Annotated in this window: 16 protein-coding genes; 9 read left to right on the forward strand and 7 right to left on the reverse strand. The window is 53.1% G+C overall.

The window, feature by feature from the left end; all coding sequences use genetic code 11:
* Positions 1–81: 81 nt before the first annotated feature.
* Positions 82–558 (reverse strand): DUF2244 domain-containing protein, encoded by a 477-nt coding sequence (locus tag P8T57_RS08440; RefSeq protein ID WP_341365162.1) that lies wholly within the window; start codon positions 556–558, stop codon positions 82–84.
* Positions 559–795: 237 nt separating this feature from the next.
* On the opposite strand from P8T57_RS08440, the gene nth reads away from it, so the two are divergent.
* On the forward strand, positions 796–1,437 hold the full coding sequence (gene nth, locus P8T57_RS08445; protein WP_341365370.1) for an endonuclease III: 642 nt from the start codon (positions 796–798) through the stop codon (positions 1,435–1,437).
* A 47-nt stretch (positions 1,438–1,484) separates the two neighbouring features.
* Here the strand turns inward: nth and P8T57_RS08450 are convergent, their stop codons facing one another.
* A complete protein-coding gene (locus tag P8T57_RS08450; RefSeq protein ID WP_341365163.1) occupies positions 1,485–2,930 on the reverse strand; it encodes a penicillin-binding protein activator in 1,446 nt (481 codons plus the stop codon).
* A gap of 74 nt (positions 2,931–3,004) precedes the next feature.
* On the opposite strand from P8T57_RS08450, the gene rsmI reads away from it, so the two are divergent.
* Positions 3,005–3,856 carry a 16S rRNA (cytidine(1402)-2'-O)-methyltransferase gene (gene rsmI, locus P8T57_RS08455; protein ID WP_063092318.1) on the forward strand — a complete coding sequence of 284 codons (852 nt, stop codon included), beginning with the start codon at positions 3,005–3,007 and terminating at the stop codon, positions 3,854–3,856.
* Between the two features lie 2 nt (positions 3,857–3,858).
* Positions 3,859–4,242, forward strand: a complete 384-nt coding sequence (locus P8T57_RS08460) for a YraN family protein (protein WP_341365164.1) — start codon at positions 3,859–3,861, stop codon at positions 4,240–4,242.
* Positions 4,243–4,251: 9 nt separating this feature from the next.
* Here P8T57_RS08460 and P8T57_RS08465 read toward each other — a convergent pair whose 3' ends face one another.
* A complete protein-coding gene (locus P8T57_RS08465; RefSeq protein ID WP_037989228.1) occupies positions 4,252–4,659 on the reverse strand; it encodes a DUF2000 family protein in 408 nt (135 codons plus the stop codon).
* A gap of 49 nt (positions 4,660–4,708) precedes the next feature.
* Between P8T57_RS08465 and P8T57_RS08470 the strand changes: the two genes are divergently transcribed.
* From P8T57_RS08470 to P8T57_RS08495, 6 genes are all read left to right on the forward strand, one after another.
* Positions 4,709–5,572 (forward strand): AraC family transcriptional regulator, encoded by an 864-nt coding sequence (locus tag P8T57_RS08470; protein WP_341365165.1) that lies wholly within the window; start codon positions 4,709–4,711, stop codon positions 5,570–5,572.
* A 96-nt stretch (positions 5,573–5,668) separates the two neighbouring features.
* Positions 5,669–6,325 carry a BON domain-containing protein gene (locus tag P8T57_RS08475; RefSeq protein WP_341365166.1) on the forward strand — a complete coding sequence of 219 codons (657 nt, stop codon included), beginning with the start codon at positions 5,669–5,671 and terminating at the stop codon, positions 6,323–6,325.
* 104 nt (positions 6,326–6,429) lie between these two features.
* Positions 6,430–7,338 carry a transglutaminase-like domain-containing protein gene (locus P8T57_RS08480; RefSeq protein ID WP_341365167.1) on the forward strand — a complete coding sequence of 303 codons (909 nt, stop codon included), beginning with the start codon at positions 6,430–6,432 and terminating at the stop codon, positions 7,336–7,338.
* Positions 7,339–7,955: 617 nt separating this feature from the next.
* The gene (locus P8T57_RS08485; protein ID WP_341365168.1) at positions 7,956–8,945 is read left to right on the forward strand and encodes an adenosine kinase; all 990 of its coding nucleotides are present in this window, start codon (positions 7,956–7,958) and stop codon (positions 8,943–8,945) included.
* 424 nt (positions 8,946–9,369) lie between these two features.
* Entirely contained in the window at positions 9,370–11,190 is a 1,821-nt protein-coding gene (typA, locus tag P8T57_RS08490) for a translational GTPase TypA (protein WP_007088576.1), read from the forward strand.
* Between the two features lie 246 nt (positions 11,191–11,436).
* Complete coding sequence (locus P8T57_RS08495; RefSeq protein WP_341365169.1) at positions 11,437–13,017, forward strand: MFS transporter; 1,581 nt, start codon at positions 11,437–11,439, stop codon at positions 13,015–13,017.
* An 81-nt stretch (positions 13,018–13,098) separates the two neighbouring features.
* On the opposite strand, the gene ptsN is transcribed toward P8T57_RS08495, so the two are convergent.
* From ptsN to lptB, 4 genes are all read right to left on the reverse strand, one after another.
* Entirely contained in the window at positions 13,099–13,563 is a 465-nt protein-coding gene (gene ptsN, locus P8T57_RS08500; protein ID WP_007088574.1) for a PTS IIA-like nitrogen regulatory protein PtsN, read from the reverse strand.
* A gap of 41 nt (positions 13,564–13,604) precedes the next feature.
* Complete coding sequence (raiA, locus tag P8T57_RS08505; RefSeq protein ID WP_037988948.1) at positions 13,605–14,201, reverse strand: ribosome-associated translation inhibitor RaiA; 597 nt, start codon at positions 14,199–14,201, stop codon at positions 13,605–13,607.
* A gap of 162 nt (positions 14,202–14,363) precedes the next feature.
* Positions 14,364–15,932: an RNA polymerase factor sigma-54 gene (rpoN, locus tag P8T57_RS08510; RefSeq protein ID WP_341365170.1), complete on the reverse strand. Its 1,569-nt coding sequence runs from the start codon at positions 15,930–15,932 to the stop codon at positions 14,364–14,366.
* A 49-nt stretch (positions 15,933–15,981) separates the two neighbouring features.
* Positions 15,982–16,809, reverse strand: coding sequence for an LPS export ABC transporter ATP-binding protein (lptB, locus tag P8T57_RS08515; RefSeq protein ID WP_341365171.1), 828 nt, complete (start codon positions 16,807–16,809; stop codon positions 15,982–15,984).
* Positions 16,810–16,813: the final 4 nt, after the last annotated feature.

Here is a 16,813-nt window from a genome sequence, read left to right on the forward strand (position 1 = left end):
TGGAAGCATATCGGGGTTGCCGACACAGCAAAACCACTCAAAGAATCTCGAGAACCCGCTTCAAACCTCGACTTTCACTAATCACACTACACGAGGATCGGGACTGCATCGAGCCTGACGCAGCAGGCGATCAAGCTTCCCGGCAAGATCGGTTTTTTCTTCCGCACCCAAAAATCCCCCAATCTCGAAACGCTTTCCATGTGATCGCAAATAAAGTTCGCATCGGTCATCATCACCCCGTTCAAGCACCACCTGAAGCCAATAGGGTTGAAAATCAAATTCCTGTCGCGTCCCGCGCGCCGAAATTCTGGTGACCCGCAAATTGCCGTGACGCAATTCAATCCGCTCCTCTGCCCGTGCTGCACGGAAACTGAAATAAAAGGCAAGCGACAATAGTATCACGTCAACACCAAGAAAACCGATCACCGGCCACGCCCCGACCAACCAGAAAATAAGACCGATAGTCGATGTGACACACGCCATCGCAATAACGATATTGCGCGCCGCCCGCCTGCCAAGCGAACGCGGCGGATGCAGATTAACCCGAAATATCGGCATTTCTGTTCTTGGTACGGCTGGCATGGCTATCAACCGGTTTGCGGCATTTCCAATGTTTCAATTCTGGAACGCTTCCAGATCCGTCGCAATCAAAATTCGACCTTTGCAAAGCAGCCGTTTATATATGCTGATAGCAGGAGATCAGATCAGGAATGCGGAAAGTCAACCATCCCTTGTCCCGGAAATGACCGCAAAAATACGGCATCAACACAGAGACGAAAATCCATGTCCCGCCCGATGAGCAAAACCGCCATAGAAGAATTTTTTCAGCGTCTTTCGGATGCCGATCCGGAACCAAAGGGGGAGCTGGATTACACCAATCCCTATACGCTTCTGGTCGCTGTTGCACTATCAGCGCAGGCAACCGATGTTGGTGTCAACAAGGCCACCCAAAAGCTGTTCCAGATCGTCGAAACCCCGCAGGACATGCTTGACCTTGGCGAAGAAGCCCTGATCGAACACATCAAAACCATTGGGCTCTATCGCGGCAAGGCAAAGAATATCATGGCTGCTGCACGCATTCTTGTTGAAAAACATGGCGGGATCGTCCCCAACGATCAGGATGCGCTTGAAGAATTGCCCGGCGTTGGTCGCAAAACAGCCAATGTTGTCCGCAACATTGCGTGGGGCGAACACACGATGGCTGTTGATACCCATATTTTCCGGCTCGGTAACCGGACGGGGATGGCAAACGGCAAAAACGTGCTCGCTGTTGAAAAGGGTCTTTTGAAAAAGGTCCCGTCACGCTTCATGAACCATGCCCATCACTGGCTGATCCTGCATGGTCGTTATATTTGCAAGGCACGCAAACCACGCTGTGGTGACTGCATCGTCAATGACCTGTGCAATTACAAAGACAAAACACCCGCCGAAGCATAATCGGCGGGTGTTTGAGAGCGTTACAGCAGTCTCCAAATCCGAACAGATCAGAAAACCTGATCGAATGCAGCAGGTGCCGGTGCGACAACCTTTGCGCCATCAGGCTGGATTTGCATAACTGCATAGCCACGTTCCGAACGTCCCTGAGCCGTCAGACGGAAAATACCGTCCACCCCGACAAACCCGTTCGGGTTCGTAACAGCTTCGTTGGTCATCTGACCGGAATCGCGCGACAGCACAGCGGCAAGGGCCGCACTGTCATAGGCAAGGCTTGAAATACGCGGGGGTTGTTCACCAAAGGTCCGCTGGAAGCGATCCGAGAACAGTTTCCAGTTTTCGGGATCCAGTGCAGCAAAAATGCCGCCCTTAAGTGCCGGCTCGGAAAACAGGCCCGGATCATTCCAGCCGAATGTCCCGATAAACTGAACCTGCGCACCATCGACATCAAAATAGGCCAACAGCGCAGAAACCTGACGAAGCTCGCCACCGGTTGCCGGCAGGATCAACGCGTCAAAATCAAGTTCACCAAGTGTATCGACACCTTCCAAACGCTTCAAAGCACGTTGGGATGCTGCCGAACCATCGGCCTGCAATTCGCGTTTACGTGCCCGCAAGTTTGCCCGTCTGGCATCATAATTGGCAAAATCACGAATTGACTGTTCCAGATTTTCCGACCCCGGTGCATAGAACGCGACCCGGCCAAGGCTGCCACCGACACGTGAAACAACACCCTGCAATGCGCCTGCGATCTGGCGCCCATAGTCGTTTTGCGGCAGCAGGGCTGCAAATCGGTATTTACCCTGTGTTGTTGCATAGCCAGCAGCACGCGCAATCTGGTCTTCGGGGACAAAGCCGTTAACCCAGACACCGCTTTCGGCAACCCGCTGATTGTTCGAAAATGCGATTACCGGAACACCGGCGGCCTTGGCGATTTCACTGGCACCGCTAACCGATTCGGCAAAAAGCGGGCCAAGAATCATCTTTGCCCCGGCATTGATCGCCTGATGGGCTGCGGCCTGTCCACCCTGATAAGTTCCTGCCGTGTCAATCGGCATCAGGACGAAATCGTCACCGGCAACATCAAACATTGCAAGTTCGGCCGCATGGCGCATCGCCCGGCCAAGCTCCTCGTTTGGCCCGGAAAGCGGCAGCAGAAGTGCAACGCGCTTTTCATTTAATGCCGCTTCATCGTTATAAAGCGTCAGAATCTCCTGACCCTCTCCCTCCGGCAGGGCGGCATCGCCCGGCCAAGGGTTGGCATCCGTAATAAGCCCCTGATCGGGGGCTCTGGTCGGATCGTTTGCAGGGTTATTTGCCGTTTCCACAGGCGCCCCATCCCGTTGCATGCCCAACAGGTCCGTGATACTCGTGGTCGCGTTACATGCCGCAAGCCCCAGCGAAAGGACCACCACAGATGCCGTCCGGCGCGCGACCCGGCACCATGCCGAATTCCCGTCCTGATTCTGCAACGGATGACGTTTCGGAAAACCCACTCTCACCTCCCGATAGCTCGTTTCGCACGCAGGGTAATGCGCGCGACGGATCAAGTAAACCAGATGAACGACACTTGCCACTTTCATCAGGTCTTTATCTTGTCGCTACTCCAATCGGTAATTTGGGCGATATTACGTTTCGTGCGCTCGATATCCTCAAACGTGCCGATATTATCCTGTGTGAGGACACCAGAACATCGGGCAAGTTGTTGTCGCGATATGGCGTAAAAACCAAACGGATCGCCTATCACGAACATAACGCCGCCAAAATGCGCCCCGAAATCATGGAACGCCTTGGCAAGGGACAGGGACTTGCGCTGATTTCGGATGCCGGAACGCCCCTGATCAACGATCCCGGCTACAAGCTAGTCCGTGATTGCAAGGCAGAAGGCTTCAATGTCACTGCTGCCCCCGGCGCCTCGTCACCGATTGTGGCTCTTATTTTATCGGGACTTCCCAGTGACCACTTCTTTTATGCTGGCTTCCTACCCCCCAAGACATCGGCACGCAAAAAGGAACTGGCACGATTTTCAAGCATTCCCGGAAGCCTGATCTTTCTTGAGAGTCCCAAACGACTGGCAAGCAGTCTTGCCGATATGGCTGAAATGCTGGGCGAAGCGCGCGAAGCAGCCGTCACCCGCGAACTGACAAAAATGTTTGAGGAAGTTCGAACCGGAACACTTGGCAATCTGGCGGCTCATTACGCCACCGAAGGCACGCCCAAGGGCGAAATCATTGTTGTTGTCGGGCCGCAGAATGAACAGGACGCCGAACCCGACGCCGATGACATTGATGCGCGCCTGACCGGACTTCTGAAAACCCTGCGTACCAAAGAAGCAGCCGATCAGTTGGCCAAGGAAACCGGCCTTAAAAAGCGTGATCTTTATAATCGGGCGCTTGAACTTTCCAAACCATCCGGGGGATAGCCATGAAATCCGCCCGGACAACACGCGACACAGTCCGATCTGATCGTCGCAAGGCCGAGCAGGCCGGTAGACGTGCTGAATGGTTATGCGCAATGTGGCTTCGGCTATGCGGTTATCGTATTATCCAAACCCGGTATCGCTGCCCGGTCGGCGAAATCGATATCATCGTCAAAAAAGGCAATCTGATCGCCGCAATCGAAGTCAAAAATCGCGCTAACCTCGACGATGCGCTGCATGCTTTGCGACCCAAACAGCAACAACGCATTGCCCGCGCTCTTTCAAACTTCGCCTCAAACATAGGGCATCATGGCGATTTGCGGTTTGACATCATAGCCGTACGGAACGGCTGGCGTATCAGGCATTTGAAAAACGCCTGGATGCTGTGATCAGATTAATCACGGATGCATCTTTGCGCCCTTGATGATTTTGTCAGTCACCCGTTTTTCCGCGCGCAAAGCAATTCCGACCGCTTTGGCATCCTCTGGCGAAAACTGCCCGAAAGCATCGCGATTGGCTTCGTCATGACCGGTTGAAAACATTTCCTCGACATAAAGCGATGTGGTTACCCCACGCTCAAGGGCACGGCGGTGAATCTTTGCCATTGTCGCGGCATCAGCCGACAGAACGATCGCCGGTTGGCGGGACAAGGGGTTATAGATATTATTGTCACGGTCTTTATAGGGTTCCCCGATGATTTCGGGAAACTGGGCGACAATACCGCTCATTAGAAATGCCGTCACATTCAGCGATTGCCAATTTTCGAGATCATTGCGAAGAACAATGGCGACTTTGGTATCAAACATTTGCACATCCGTTGATTTTCAGGTTCGGGAGGTTGTCGGAAAAACCGTAATGCTGGATTCTGTAAACCAAACCCCATCTGACGGTCTTGAACGTTTGTGCAAACCGCGCGAGCACTTCATTTCTGCGGCCCCGCTGCCGGGGATCGAGCGAATGGAAGCCCTTTTCTTTGGTAATATGTTTGCCCCCCATCGCCACGATACCTATGCGCTGGGCATCACCATGCAGGGCGTTCAGACCTTCAATTATCGCGGCTCTTCCTGTGCCAGTCAGCCCGGTAATGTGATTATCCTTCACCCCGACGAGGTCCATGACGGAGGTGCAGGAACCGAGGACGGTTTGCGCTATCGCATGCTTTATCTCGAACCATCACTGCTACGGCAGGGCCTTGGCACGGATACGGCTTCCCTGCCCTTTGTTTCTGATCCCGTCATTGCCGACTCGCAGCTGGCAGCAACCCTTGCCTCAATGCTCGCCCATCTTGATGAAGATGTTGATCCCCTTCTGATAGATCAATTTATCTCTGACATCGCCACCGGCCTTGCGCGTCACACCAAAAACTCAATGAAACCGATTGGCTTTCTGGCGTTGGAACGCATGGAACGGGCCAGACAATATCTTGAAGACAACTTTGATCGCCCGGTACAGTCCGCCGAGCTTGAAGAGGTCACGGGACTTGATAGATATCGTCTTATCCGTCAATTCCGTGCCTGTTTTGGGACAACACCATATCGTTATCTGATAATGCGTCGCCTGCAAAAAGCCCGCATCCTTATCAGCCTTCGCCAGCCGATGGTCGATATTGCGGGCGATACCGGATTTGCGGATCAAAGCCATCTTAATCGGCATTTCAAACGTGCATTTGGTATCACACCCGGCCGTTGGGCCGAACTCACATGCGAAAAAAGTCATTAATCGTTCAAACCGCGCTTCGAGTTTAAAACTCCTTAACCGGCTGCGCTCATATTGGCAGTTGAGACGACGGGGGAACGCGGGGCGAGAAACCGATAGATGACATTGCTGTCACGCACATTGCGACGATCAAAGGGCCGTATTGTTAAAGTCAGGAATTATATTGCGCAGGCAGGACCCGTTCTGGTGATCCTTGCTTTTATGCCACTTGCGGGGTGCACGTCTCTTGCAGTGGGTGCAGGTGCAACTGCCGGTGTGGCCGCCCTACAGGAACGCGGATTTGGCGGCGCGGTCAGCGATACCGCAATCACGGCCGAGATCTGGCAGAAGTTCCTGACCGAAGATGAAAACCTGTTTCGCCGGATCGAAATCGAAGTAGTTGAGGGGGAAGTTCTGCTTGCCGGAACGGTTGAAAATACCGACAGCGAACTTAAAGCGGTCGAACTGGCCTGGCAGGTCAATGGCGTAAACCGTGTCATCAACGAAATCAATGTCGGTCAAGGCAGCAGTTTAATGGACAGCGCCAATGATCTTTTGATCACGACCCGCATCAAAACCGCACTGATGTTTGACACAGACGTCTATGCGATTAACTACAGTGTCGAAACCATCAATGGTACCGTCCATATCATGGGGATCGCGCAAAGCGAACATGAGCGCAACCTTGTCATCGCTCATGCACGCGCTACCAGTTATGTCAGACGCGTCGTCAGTCATGTAAGACTTAAGGACGACCCACAACGCCAGAGGACCTGAGCATTATTATTGATCGGGAAAAGGACATCACAGCAAAAGATCGCCAATGGCTTACCAATTACGGTAACGGCCAATATCCCGATGCAACTGCGGCCGAGGCCGCTTTGCATTTTGCACGGTTAAACGACCCCAGCCGTGATATCGCACCTTATATCGATTTGCTTGAAGCCATTTCTGGTGATGTCCGCAACCGGATTGGCTCCCTATCTGCGCAATCAAGAGATGAAGATGGCCGCGCCGCCATCGACCTAATCGTGCGGGCCATGCAGGATGTTATCCCCGGTCACTATCAGTTTCAGGGCGATGCGGAAAATTATGACGATATCGCCAATGCAGATTTGATGTCGGTCATTGATCGAAAGCGCGGTCTTCCTGTGGCGCTCGCATTGCTTTATGTACATGTCGCAAAACGTTGCCAGATAGAGATCACGGGCATCGATTTTCCTGGTCACTTTCTGCTGCGTCTGCAATCCGGGGGGGCGCGAAGAATGATCGATCCCTTCCATGGCGGCATCACATTGGGTTCTGCCGAGTTACGCGAATTGTTGAAGGCGTTTCAGGGGCTAGATGCAGAACTGCAACCCGCTCATTATCGTGAAGCATCTGATATTGCGATATTGTTACGACTTCAAAACAATATAAAGGTTAGGGCCCTTCGGCAGGGTGAGCTGGCCCTCGCCGCGCGTGTGATTGACAACAGTTTGCTGATTGCACCTGATCATGACGGGCTTTGGCATCAGCTCGGCGCGCTTTACGCCCGCCTGCACGAAGATGCAAAAGCACTCCATGCCTTCACCCGGTTCGTTAAACTGTGTAAGGACCCGATGCATCGGGCCCGCATAAGTGCTGTTGTCGAAGAACTGCGTGATCGCCTAGGTCATCAATCTTCTGACCGCAAGAATGACACGCGCGACGTGCCAAATTCAGATGCGCCAGTGCAGCTATATCCGATCCGGTCGCAAAACACGGATCACAAAAATCCCTCGGACAATCCTGATTCCGGTCAACCCTGAACTCCTCAGTAGTGTCAAGGCACGAGGAAGCCACTTCAGACTTAACAGCCACTTTTCCCAGCATAAGATTGATAGCATGTTCCTATATTGTAGTTTTTAGGGATTTTATGTATATCTAGATGAAGACATACCAGTCTGTTTGAATTTTAACACGCCTCTTATCTTCGCTAATTTCATAATTAAGATAAATAAAACGATCTTATAGTGAGATTTATGAGTGACAGCAGAGCACTAAAGACATCACATCGACAAACAATAGGTAAAGAGCCCTCATCATGCCTTGGAGGAGTCAAAAAGCGCGGTTTTCTGCGCATCGTGGAATCGGCGACCAGAGGTGCGACGAATCAATTTCCGACAATGGCAAAAAATTTCGGTCAACAAAGATTGAATTGATTTCGGAAAGCCGCGTGAAAAACTACGGATGCAGTTTTTTACGTCCTTAACGCAGGGTTAAAAGACCGGACGCGAAACGGTCGCGACGCTTGCACCGCGATTTTCATTCTCTATACTCCCGCTCCAGATCATCCGACCCATAAAGGCGATGGCAGCCAAGCACTATGACTTGCAGAACCTTGACTGTCGGGAAATACCGAAAAAAGCTTAGGAAATTCAAGTCAATGAGTGACACCAAATTCGACGTCGTCGGAATCGGCAATGCCATTGTCGACGTTCTTTCTCACTGCAAGGAAGAAGACCTTGGCCGTTTGAACCTTGTAAAGAACGCCATGACTCTGATCGACGCCGAAACCGCCGACAGTCTCTACGCCCAAATGGGCCCTGGCCTTGAAATGTCCGGTGGATCCGCTGGCAATACCATGGCGGGGATTGCGGCCCTTGGCGGCAAAGGTGCTTATATTGGCAAGGTGCGTAACGATCAGCTGGGTGAGGTTTTCCGCCACGATATCCGTGCCATCGGCGTTTCCTTTAATTCTACCCCTGCAACAAGCGGCTCCCCAACGGCGCGCTGCCTGATCTTCGTGACACCGGATGGTCATCGTACCATGAATACCTTCCTTGGTGCCTGCACGGAGCTTGGCCCGGATGATATCGATGCCGAACTGATCGCATCGGCCAAGGTCACCTACATGGAAGGATATCTTTGGGATCGGCCCGAAGCGAAGGAAGCTTTCATCAAGGCCGCACAGGTCGCGCACGATGCCGGACGACAGGTTTCGATCAGCCTGTCTGATTCCTTCTGTGTCGACCGTCATCGTGAATCGTTCCGCGATCTGGTCCATAATCATATCGACGTACTGTTTGCCAACGAAGACGAGATCAAATCGCTTTACGAGGTCGACACCTTCGAAGAAGCCCTGGCGGAAATCCGTAAACACTGCAAAGTCGCAGCCCTGACCCGCAGTGAAAAAGGTTCGGTCATTGTATCGGATGACGAAGTCATACAGGTTGATGCCGAACCGGTTGCCCGCGTGATTGACACCACCGGCGCAGGTGATCTTTTCGCATCGGGCTTCCTTTATGGCTACACACGTGGCGATAGTCTTGCGACATGTGGTCGCCTTGGCTCGATTTGTGCTGCCGAAGTGATTTCGCATATGGGCGCACGCCCCGATGCAGACCTTAAGGAACTGGTTGCGAAGACTCTTTGACCCTTCGCCATGGTTTCACGATAAAATTCACGGGACGGCAACATTTGGTTGCCGTCCCGTTTCTTTTGTAGCAATTGCCGGTATTCTGCCGTTTTGCAATGCACACAAAGATTGACTTTCTCCAGTTAATAGCGCAAGAACCCGGCATTGCATAAAAATCAACCCCGCATGGCATGCACAAGGCTGGTCATTCGCCTCGACATTGGCTATGACAGGGCGGCTTCCGAGCCAAACTGCAATTTGTCTTTTGGGCCAGTAAACATTCAGCATGTGCAGTGCTGCGCTAATGCGCGGGTTTGAACTTGCCGACCGGGCAACACCGGTCCTGCGGCAGCTGAATATCTACTGGCCTTGAAACTTTTACTGACCGATGCGCAAGGGATGTATCCCGGCGCGCGGCATTTTTATTCTGGAGTCCGCGCCAATGAACTTGCGCAATATCGCCATTATCGCACACGTCGACCATGGCAAAACCACCCTCGTCGACGCGATGTTCCGTCAGTCCGGTGTTTATCGTGACAACCAGCGTGTTGATGAACGCGCCATGGACAGTAACGATCTGGAACGCGAACGCGGCATCACCATCATGGCAAAGCCGACCGCAATTCAGTGGGGCGATACGCGTATCAATATCGTCGATACCCCGGGCCACGCCGATTTCGGTGGCGAAGTCGAACGTATCCTGTCGATGGTTGACGGTGTTGTTCTGCTGGTTGACTCGGCCGAAGGCCCGATGCCGCAGACTAAATTCGTTCTGGGTAAAGCCCTGAAACTCGGCCTGAAGCCCATCGTGATCATCAACAAGATCGACCGCCCGGACCAGCGCGCAGAAGAAGTTCTCGACGAGATATTTGATCTGTTCGTGTCGCTCGAAGCCAATGACGAACAACTTGATTTCCCGGTTCTGTATGCCTCCGGTCGTGATGGCTGGGCTGCCGAGGCACCGGAAGGCCCGAAAGAAAACCTGACACCGCTGATGAACCTGGTTCTGAACTATGTTCCGGCACCGAAGGCAGAAGTTGACGCGCCGTTCGCAATGATTGCGACCATGCTGCATGCTGATAACTTCCTTGGCCGTATCCTGACTGGCCGTGTCGCACAGGGCCGCGCAAAACTGAACATGCCGGTCAAGGTTCTGCGTGGTGATGGCACTGTCGAAACCGGTCGTCTTTCGAAATTGATGGGTTTCCGTGGTCTTGATCGTGTCCCGCAGGAAGAAGCTGTTGCTGGCGACATCATCGCGATTGCCGGTCTGACCGACGCAACCGTTGCCGACACCATTTGCGCACCGGAAGTCACCAGTGCAATTTCAAGCCAGCCGATTGATCCGCCGACCCTTGCCATGACTTTCTCGGTCAACAACTCTCCGCTTGCTGGGCAGGAAGGCGACAAGGTTACATCGCGCATGATCCGTGCCCGTCTGGAACGCGAAGTCGAAGGCAACATTGCCATTCAGCTGTCGGAAACCGCCGATAAGGACGCCTTTGAAGTTGCCGGTCGTGGTGAACTTCAGCTTGGCGTTCTGATCGAAACCATGCGTCGCGAAGGTTACGAACTGTCAATCTCGCGTCCGCGCGTTCTGATCAAGGAAATCGACGGCGTCCTGTCCGAGCCGTTCGAAGAAGTCCAGGTCGACGTGGACGAAGAATTTGCCGGTGCCGTCGTTGAAAAGATGAGCCTGCGCAAGGCCGAAATGACAGACATGCGCTCAAGCGGTGGCGGCAAGACCCGTATCATGTTCCTGGCACCGTCGCGTGGCCTGATCGGTTATCATGGCGAATTCCTGACCGATACCCGCGGTACCGGCGTGATGAACCGTGTGTTCCATTCCTATGGCCCGGTCAAAGGTTCGATTGCAGGTCGTCGTAATGGTGTTCTGATCTCGAACGATCAGGGCGATGCGGTTGCCTATGCCCTTTGGGGTCTCGAAGATCGCGGTTCGATGTTCATCAATCCAGGCGAACGTGTCTATGAAGGCATGATCATCGGCGAACACAACCGCAACAACGACCTTGAAGTTAACATTCTCAAGGGTAAAAAACTGACCAACGTCCGCGCATCGGGCAAGGATGATGCCATCACCCTGACCCCGCCGCGTCGTATGTCGCTTGAAGAAGCGCTGGCTTATATCCAGAACGACGAACTGGTTGAAGTTACCCCGCAAAGCATCCGTATTCGCAAGCTGCACCTCGACCCGAACGTGCGCAAACGCGAAAGCCGCAAATCGGAATCCGAAACCGTTTAAACCGGTTTGGGTCGTGATTTAGAAGGGTCGCCTGATTGGGCTACCCTTATACATTGAGAGGCACGAACATTTGCTATGATGTTCGTGCCTTTTTCATCAGGGGTCTCGTCCCGAAGTCGACATTGTCTGCGCCTATAGCTGACAACGTATTTCAGGACGAGACATACAATCGCCTGCACCGTTTCGGCATTCCTTAACGTGTTTCCGCTAATTTCGCACAAGGCCGCATTCAGACCGGGAATATCCATGCACGACACAGCCTTGCGCAGTTGGGGTGATTCATTTCGGGCGTTCATTCATCCACGCGTGATTACCATGCTGTTCATGGGACTGTCGGCCGGGATTCCCATCCTGCTGATTTTCTCAACCCTGTCGATCTGGCTACGCGAAGCCGGCGTGGACCGTTCTACCGTCACCTATTTCAGCTGGGCCGCCCTTGGTTATTCTTTCAAATTTGTCTGGGCCCCCCTTATTGACCGGCTGCCGTTCCCGATTTTGCATGGGGTTCTTGGACGTCGGCGAAGCTGGCTGATTATCGCCCAATGTGCCATTATCGGCGCCATCCTTTGGATGGGCTTTACCGATCCGGCCGAAAACCTGACTACTATGGCCTTTGCTGCTGTTGCGCTTGGCTTTGCATCGGCAACACAGGACATCGTGATTGACGCCTATCGCATCGAGGCAGCAGATACCGACCTGCAAGCCATGATGAGCTCGGCCTATATCGGTGGGTATCGTATCGGAATGATTGTCGCCGGTGCCGGAGCATTGACCATTGCCGGACTATTTGAGGCCGAAGGCAGTTATGAGCCGATTGCTTGGACAATTGCCTATGGCTGCATGGCTCTGGCCATGGGGATCGGCGTTATCACCACGCTGATCATTCGCGAACCCACCGTAAATCGGACTGACAGCAAGTATTTTCATAAAACATCCGATTACGGTCGTTTCCTTCTGATGTTTGCGCTGACTGTGATCGCCTTCATCATTGCCAACATTTATGCCAGCGACCTGACCGAGCCGTTAAAAACGGCTTTAGTCGAAAACGGAATGATCGACGAACTGGCTGGTTTCATCGCCGGGTTTCTCAAACTAGCCATCTCTGTCGCAGCCGCAATCCTTGTCGCATGGCTGACCACCCGTATCGGCGTAACCCCAACCGGCATGGTTCAGGAAACCTATCTCGCACCGGTTAAGGATTTCATCGACCGCTATGGCAAGGCTGCGATAGTTGTGCTGGCACTCATTGGCGTCTATCGGATTGCCGATATCGTCATGGGGGTCATGGCAAATGTTTTCTATACCGATCTGGGCTTTTCCAAGGAAGAAATAGCAGCTGTTTCCAAAACATTTGGCCTGTTCATGACCATCGCAGGCAGCTTCCTTGGCGGTCTTCTTTCGGTTCGCTACGGGGTCGTGCGTATCCTGTTTCTTGGCGCACTTCTCTCGGCAATTACCAACATCCTGTTTGCAATTATGGCTCATCTGGGCCCGAACACGATCATGTTTGCCGGTGTGATTATGGCTGACAACCTGTCAGGTGGTCTTGCAACAGCCGCCTTCATCGCCTACCTGTCGGGCCTGACCAATATTTCCTTTACCGCCATGCAATATGCGATCTTTAGCTCGATCATGACACTGTTCCCCAAAATCCTTGCCGGATTTTCGGGCAGTGTCGTCGATGCGTTCGGTTACAGCTGGTTCTTTATTGGCACAGCCCTGATTGGCATACCCGTGCTGTATCTCGTTGTCCTGGCCGGTAGGCTGATGACACAGAATACCGCAGAAAAAGCCGCGCACGCATCAGCGATAAACGAAGACGGGTAACCAACAGTTATTCATCAAGGCAAAATAAAACCGGGCACCACATAATGGCACCCGGTTTCAGATTTTCTGATTTCACGACGTTCAGGCGGCTTGTTCAGCCTCATCCTGTGTCAGCAGTGCATAGATTGCATCCGCAGAACCCGCACCGCGCAACTTGTCGCACATGCCCTGATTACGCAGAAGGCGGGAAATACGCGCCAGTGCTTTCAGGTGATCTGCACCTGCTTCTTCCGGGGCAATCAGCATGCAAAACAAATCGACAGGATGTTCGTCAACGGCATCGAACTCAATCGGGTTCTGAGCACGCGCAAAGATCATGTGCAACCGGTCAAGATCCGCCAGCTTGCCGTGTGGAATCGCGACACCACCACCTACGCCGGTGCTGCCAAGTTTTTCACGGTCAAGCAAAACGGAAAAAATCTCGCCCGCTTCACGCCCGGTGACGTCAGCTGCCTTTTCGGCAAGTTCCTCAAGGACAGCCTTTTTCGCACCGGACCGCAGGGCCGGTATTACCCCCGAAGGGGAAAGAATCGATGATATGTCCATTTTTCGCGTTGCGTTGTTTGGCTCGGAAGAATCTGTATCCGTCACGCTGCACCAGCCTCCTTATCGGATGGGTCAAGCCACCCGATATTGCCGTCAGCACGACGATATACAACATTCAATCCGCCATGTTTGCCATTCCGGAACATAAGTGCCGGAATGTCCCCCAAGTCGAGCCGCATAACAGCTTCTCCAACAGAGAGCGTATCAATGCGATCCGGTGTTTCAGCGACGATCACAGGCTCGAAGCCGTTGACATGTTCGTCATCTGAATGATCGTCGTCTTCCTGTGCGATCACATAATGTGTCGCATCAATTCTTGCCTGCTCATACTGATCACGGTTGGTATGATGGTCACGCAGACGCCGCTTGTAGCGTCGCAACTGTTTAGCGACACGATCACAGGCGGAATCGAAGGCAGGATACACTTCATTCGCTGATGCCTTCGCCTGAACCAACATGCCCTTGCCGACATGGACCGATATCTGCGTGATGTAGAGATGTGCCTCTTTGGTGATGGTCACCGTGGCTTCGATCGCGTGATCGAAATATTTCTCTACCGCAGGGTCCAACGTCTCGACGACGTGTTGACGGAGTGCGTTACCAACGTCGAGTTGTTTACCAATAACCGTAATTTGCATGGATCGCCTATCCCCAGTTGAGTGACTTCCCAGTACATATGGACATTCAGTGCCCCTCAATCAGGAGGCCGCACCATATTCCCTCGTTAATGCCAAGTCAACATTTGGGTATTATTGCTGAATATACAATACCTTAAGGTATATTTTGCAGTGTTTGACTGGCTAGGAAACCCGCGGCTTTTTTTCGCGCCGTCGCTGGACCGACGAGGGAATTCTCATCGATTCGCGGTATTTTGCCACTGTTCGGCGGGCGATGTCGATCCCTTCCTTTTGAAGCAGCTCGACAAGTTTGTCATCAGACAAAATCTTTTTCGGATCTTCCCCGTCTATCAATGACTTGATGCGATGACGCACAGATTCAGAAGAATGCGCATCTCCGCCATCCGCAGATGAAATTGCCGTGGTGAAAAAGTACTTCAACTCGTAAACGCCACGCGGGGTCGCCATAAACTTGCCATTGGTCACCCGTGAAACCGTGCTTTCATGCATGCCGATTGCTTCGGCAATATCGCGCAGGATCAACGGGCGCAAATGCGATACGCCGTAATTGAAGAATCCATCCTGCTGACGCACGATCTCGCTTGCGACTTTCATGATCGTGGTAGCACGTTGGTGCAGTGCCTTTACCAGCCAATTGGCGTTTTGAAGCTTCTCGCTAAGAAAACTTCGTTCCTCGCGATTACGCAGCCCCTGTCCTATCTTTACGGCGTAATCCTCGTTCACCAATACGCGCGGCAATGCATCGCTGTTCAGTTCAAGATGCCAGTTGCCGCTTCCGGCTGCGCGCATCAGAACATCGGGAATGACCGGCGTTGCCGGTTCCCCATCGGCGGTTCGCCCCGGACGCGGATCAAGGGTGCGAATTTCGGAAATCATGTCCGAAAGATCATCGTTATCCACGCCGCATATCCGGCGCAAGCGATCAAATTCACGACGCGCAAGCAAATCCAGATTGGACAGCAACGCTGCCATCGCCGGATCAAACCGATTAAGCTCACGCAATTGCAGTTCGAGGCATTGGGCAAGGTCGCGGGCGAAGATGCCCACTGGCTCAAATCCCTGCATAACGGCAAGAACGCGCAATACATCGCTCATTTCGCATTCAAGTGCCTCAGCAACCTCTTCAAGCGGCCCGGCGACATAGCCATTTTCATCAAGCATATCGATCAGGTAGCTGCCAATCATGCGTGAAATAGCATCCGCAAACGCGATGTTAAGCTGATCATCAAGTGACTGACGAAGTGTCGCCTTGTCGGCAAGCGTCTGTTCCAGGCCCGGCAGATCTTCGCCGCTGCCTCCACCACCCGTTCCACCGCTATAGGGCGACGAATAATCATGGTTTCCGGCAACCGGGGCACCATCGGGAGTGATTTCACCTTCGCCGTTGTAAAGGGCATCTGGCGCACAATCGAGCGGACCGGAATCGCCGGTGCTCGTGGTTTCACTTGACGTCAGGCGGTCGGTGCCAAAACGATCTTCTCGATCCGAAAAATCATCGCTGGTACGGGAATCGATACCCTGATCGCCATTCCCGACGGCCCCGTCACCTGTTTCGGCAAAGGTTTGCCCCGGATCTGCGCGTTCCAGCAGCGGATTTTCCAGCAATTCACTATCAATGAAATTGGAAAGTTCGATGTTGTTAAATTGCAGCAGTTTGATCGCCTGCTGCAACTGAGGCGTCATGACGAGAGACTGAGACTGACGAAGATCAAGCCGCGCCTTCAGGGCCATTATGAACTACCCCTCGTCAATCCGAACCCCCTAGAAACAAGGTGTGTGATCAAAGGCTGAAACGATCACCCAGATAAACCCTTCTGACATCGTCATTTCTGACGATTTCGTCAGGACCACCTTCCATCAAAACCCGACCGTCATGCAAGATATATGCCCGGTCAATGATGTCCAGAGTCTCGCGCACATTGTGGTCGGTAATCAAGACCCCAATGCCACGATCTTTCAGATGACGTACAAGATCGCGAATATCACCGACCGCAATCGGGTCAATCCCAGCCAGCGGCTCGTCCAGCAGAACGAAGTTCGGATGGGCCGCAAGGGCACGTGCAATCTCGCAACGGCGGCGTTCCCCACCCGACAGGGCAAGGGCAGGAGTGCGGCGCAAATGCTCGATGGCAAATTCCGCCAGAAGATCTTCCAGGTTCTGTTCACGCTTGATCCGGTCATCTTCCACGACCTCCAGAACCGCCATGATGTTCTGTTCGACCGTCATCCCGCGGAAAATCGATGCTTCCTGCGGCAAATAACCGATTCCCATGCGTGCACGCTGATACATCGGCATCATGGTGATATCGCGCCCATCAAGCGAAATATTCCCCCGATCCGGAGAAATCAGACCCGTGATGATATAAAAACTGGTTGTCTTTCCGGCGCCATTTGGTCCCAGAAGGCCGACGGCTTCGCCGCGTTGTACCGACATCGACACGTCTTTAAGCACCGGTCGCTTCTTGAAGCTCTTGCCAAGATTGTGCGCCACCAGCCCCTTGTTGGCTGTCACCAGCCGCGGGCCCGTACCGGAGGATGCATTGTTGCCACTACCGGTCTTTGGTGCATGTGTGTTGTCGGATTTTCCGCTTTTGCGCGACCAGAACAAATTC

The sequence above is a fragment of the Thalassospira sp. SN3W genome, assembly GCF_038070535.1.
Taxonomy (GTDB): domain Bacteria; phylum Pseudomonadota; class Alphaproteobacteria; order Rhodospirillales; family Thalassospiraceae; genus Thalassospira; species Thalassospira xiamenensis.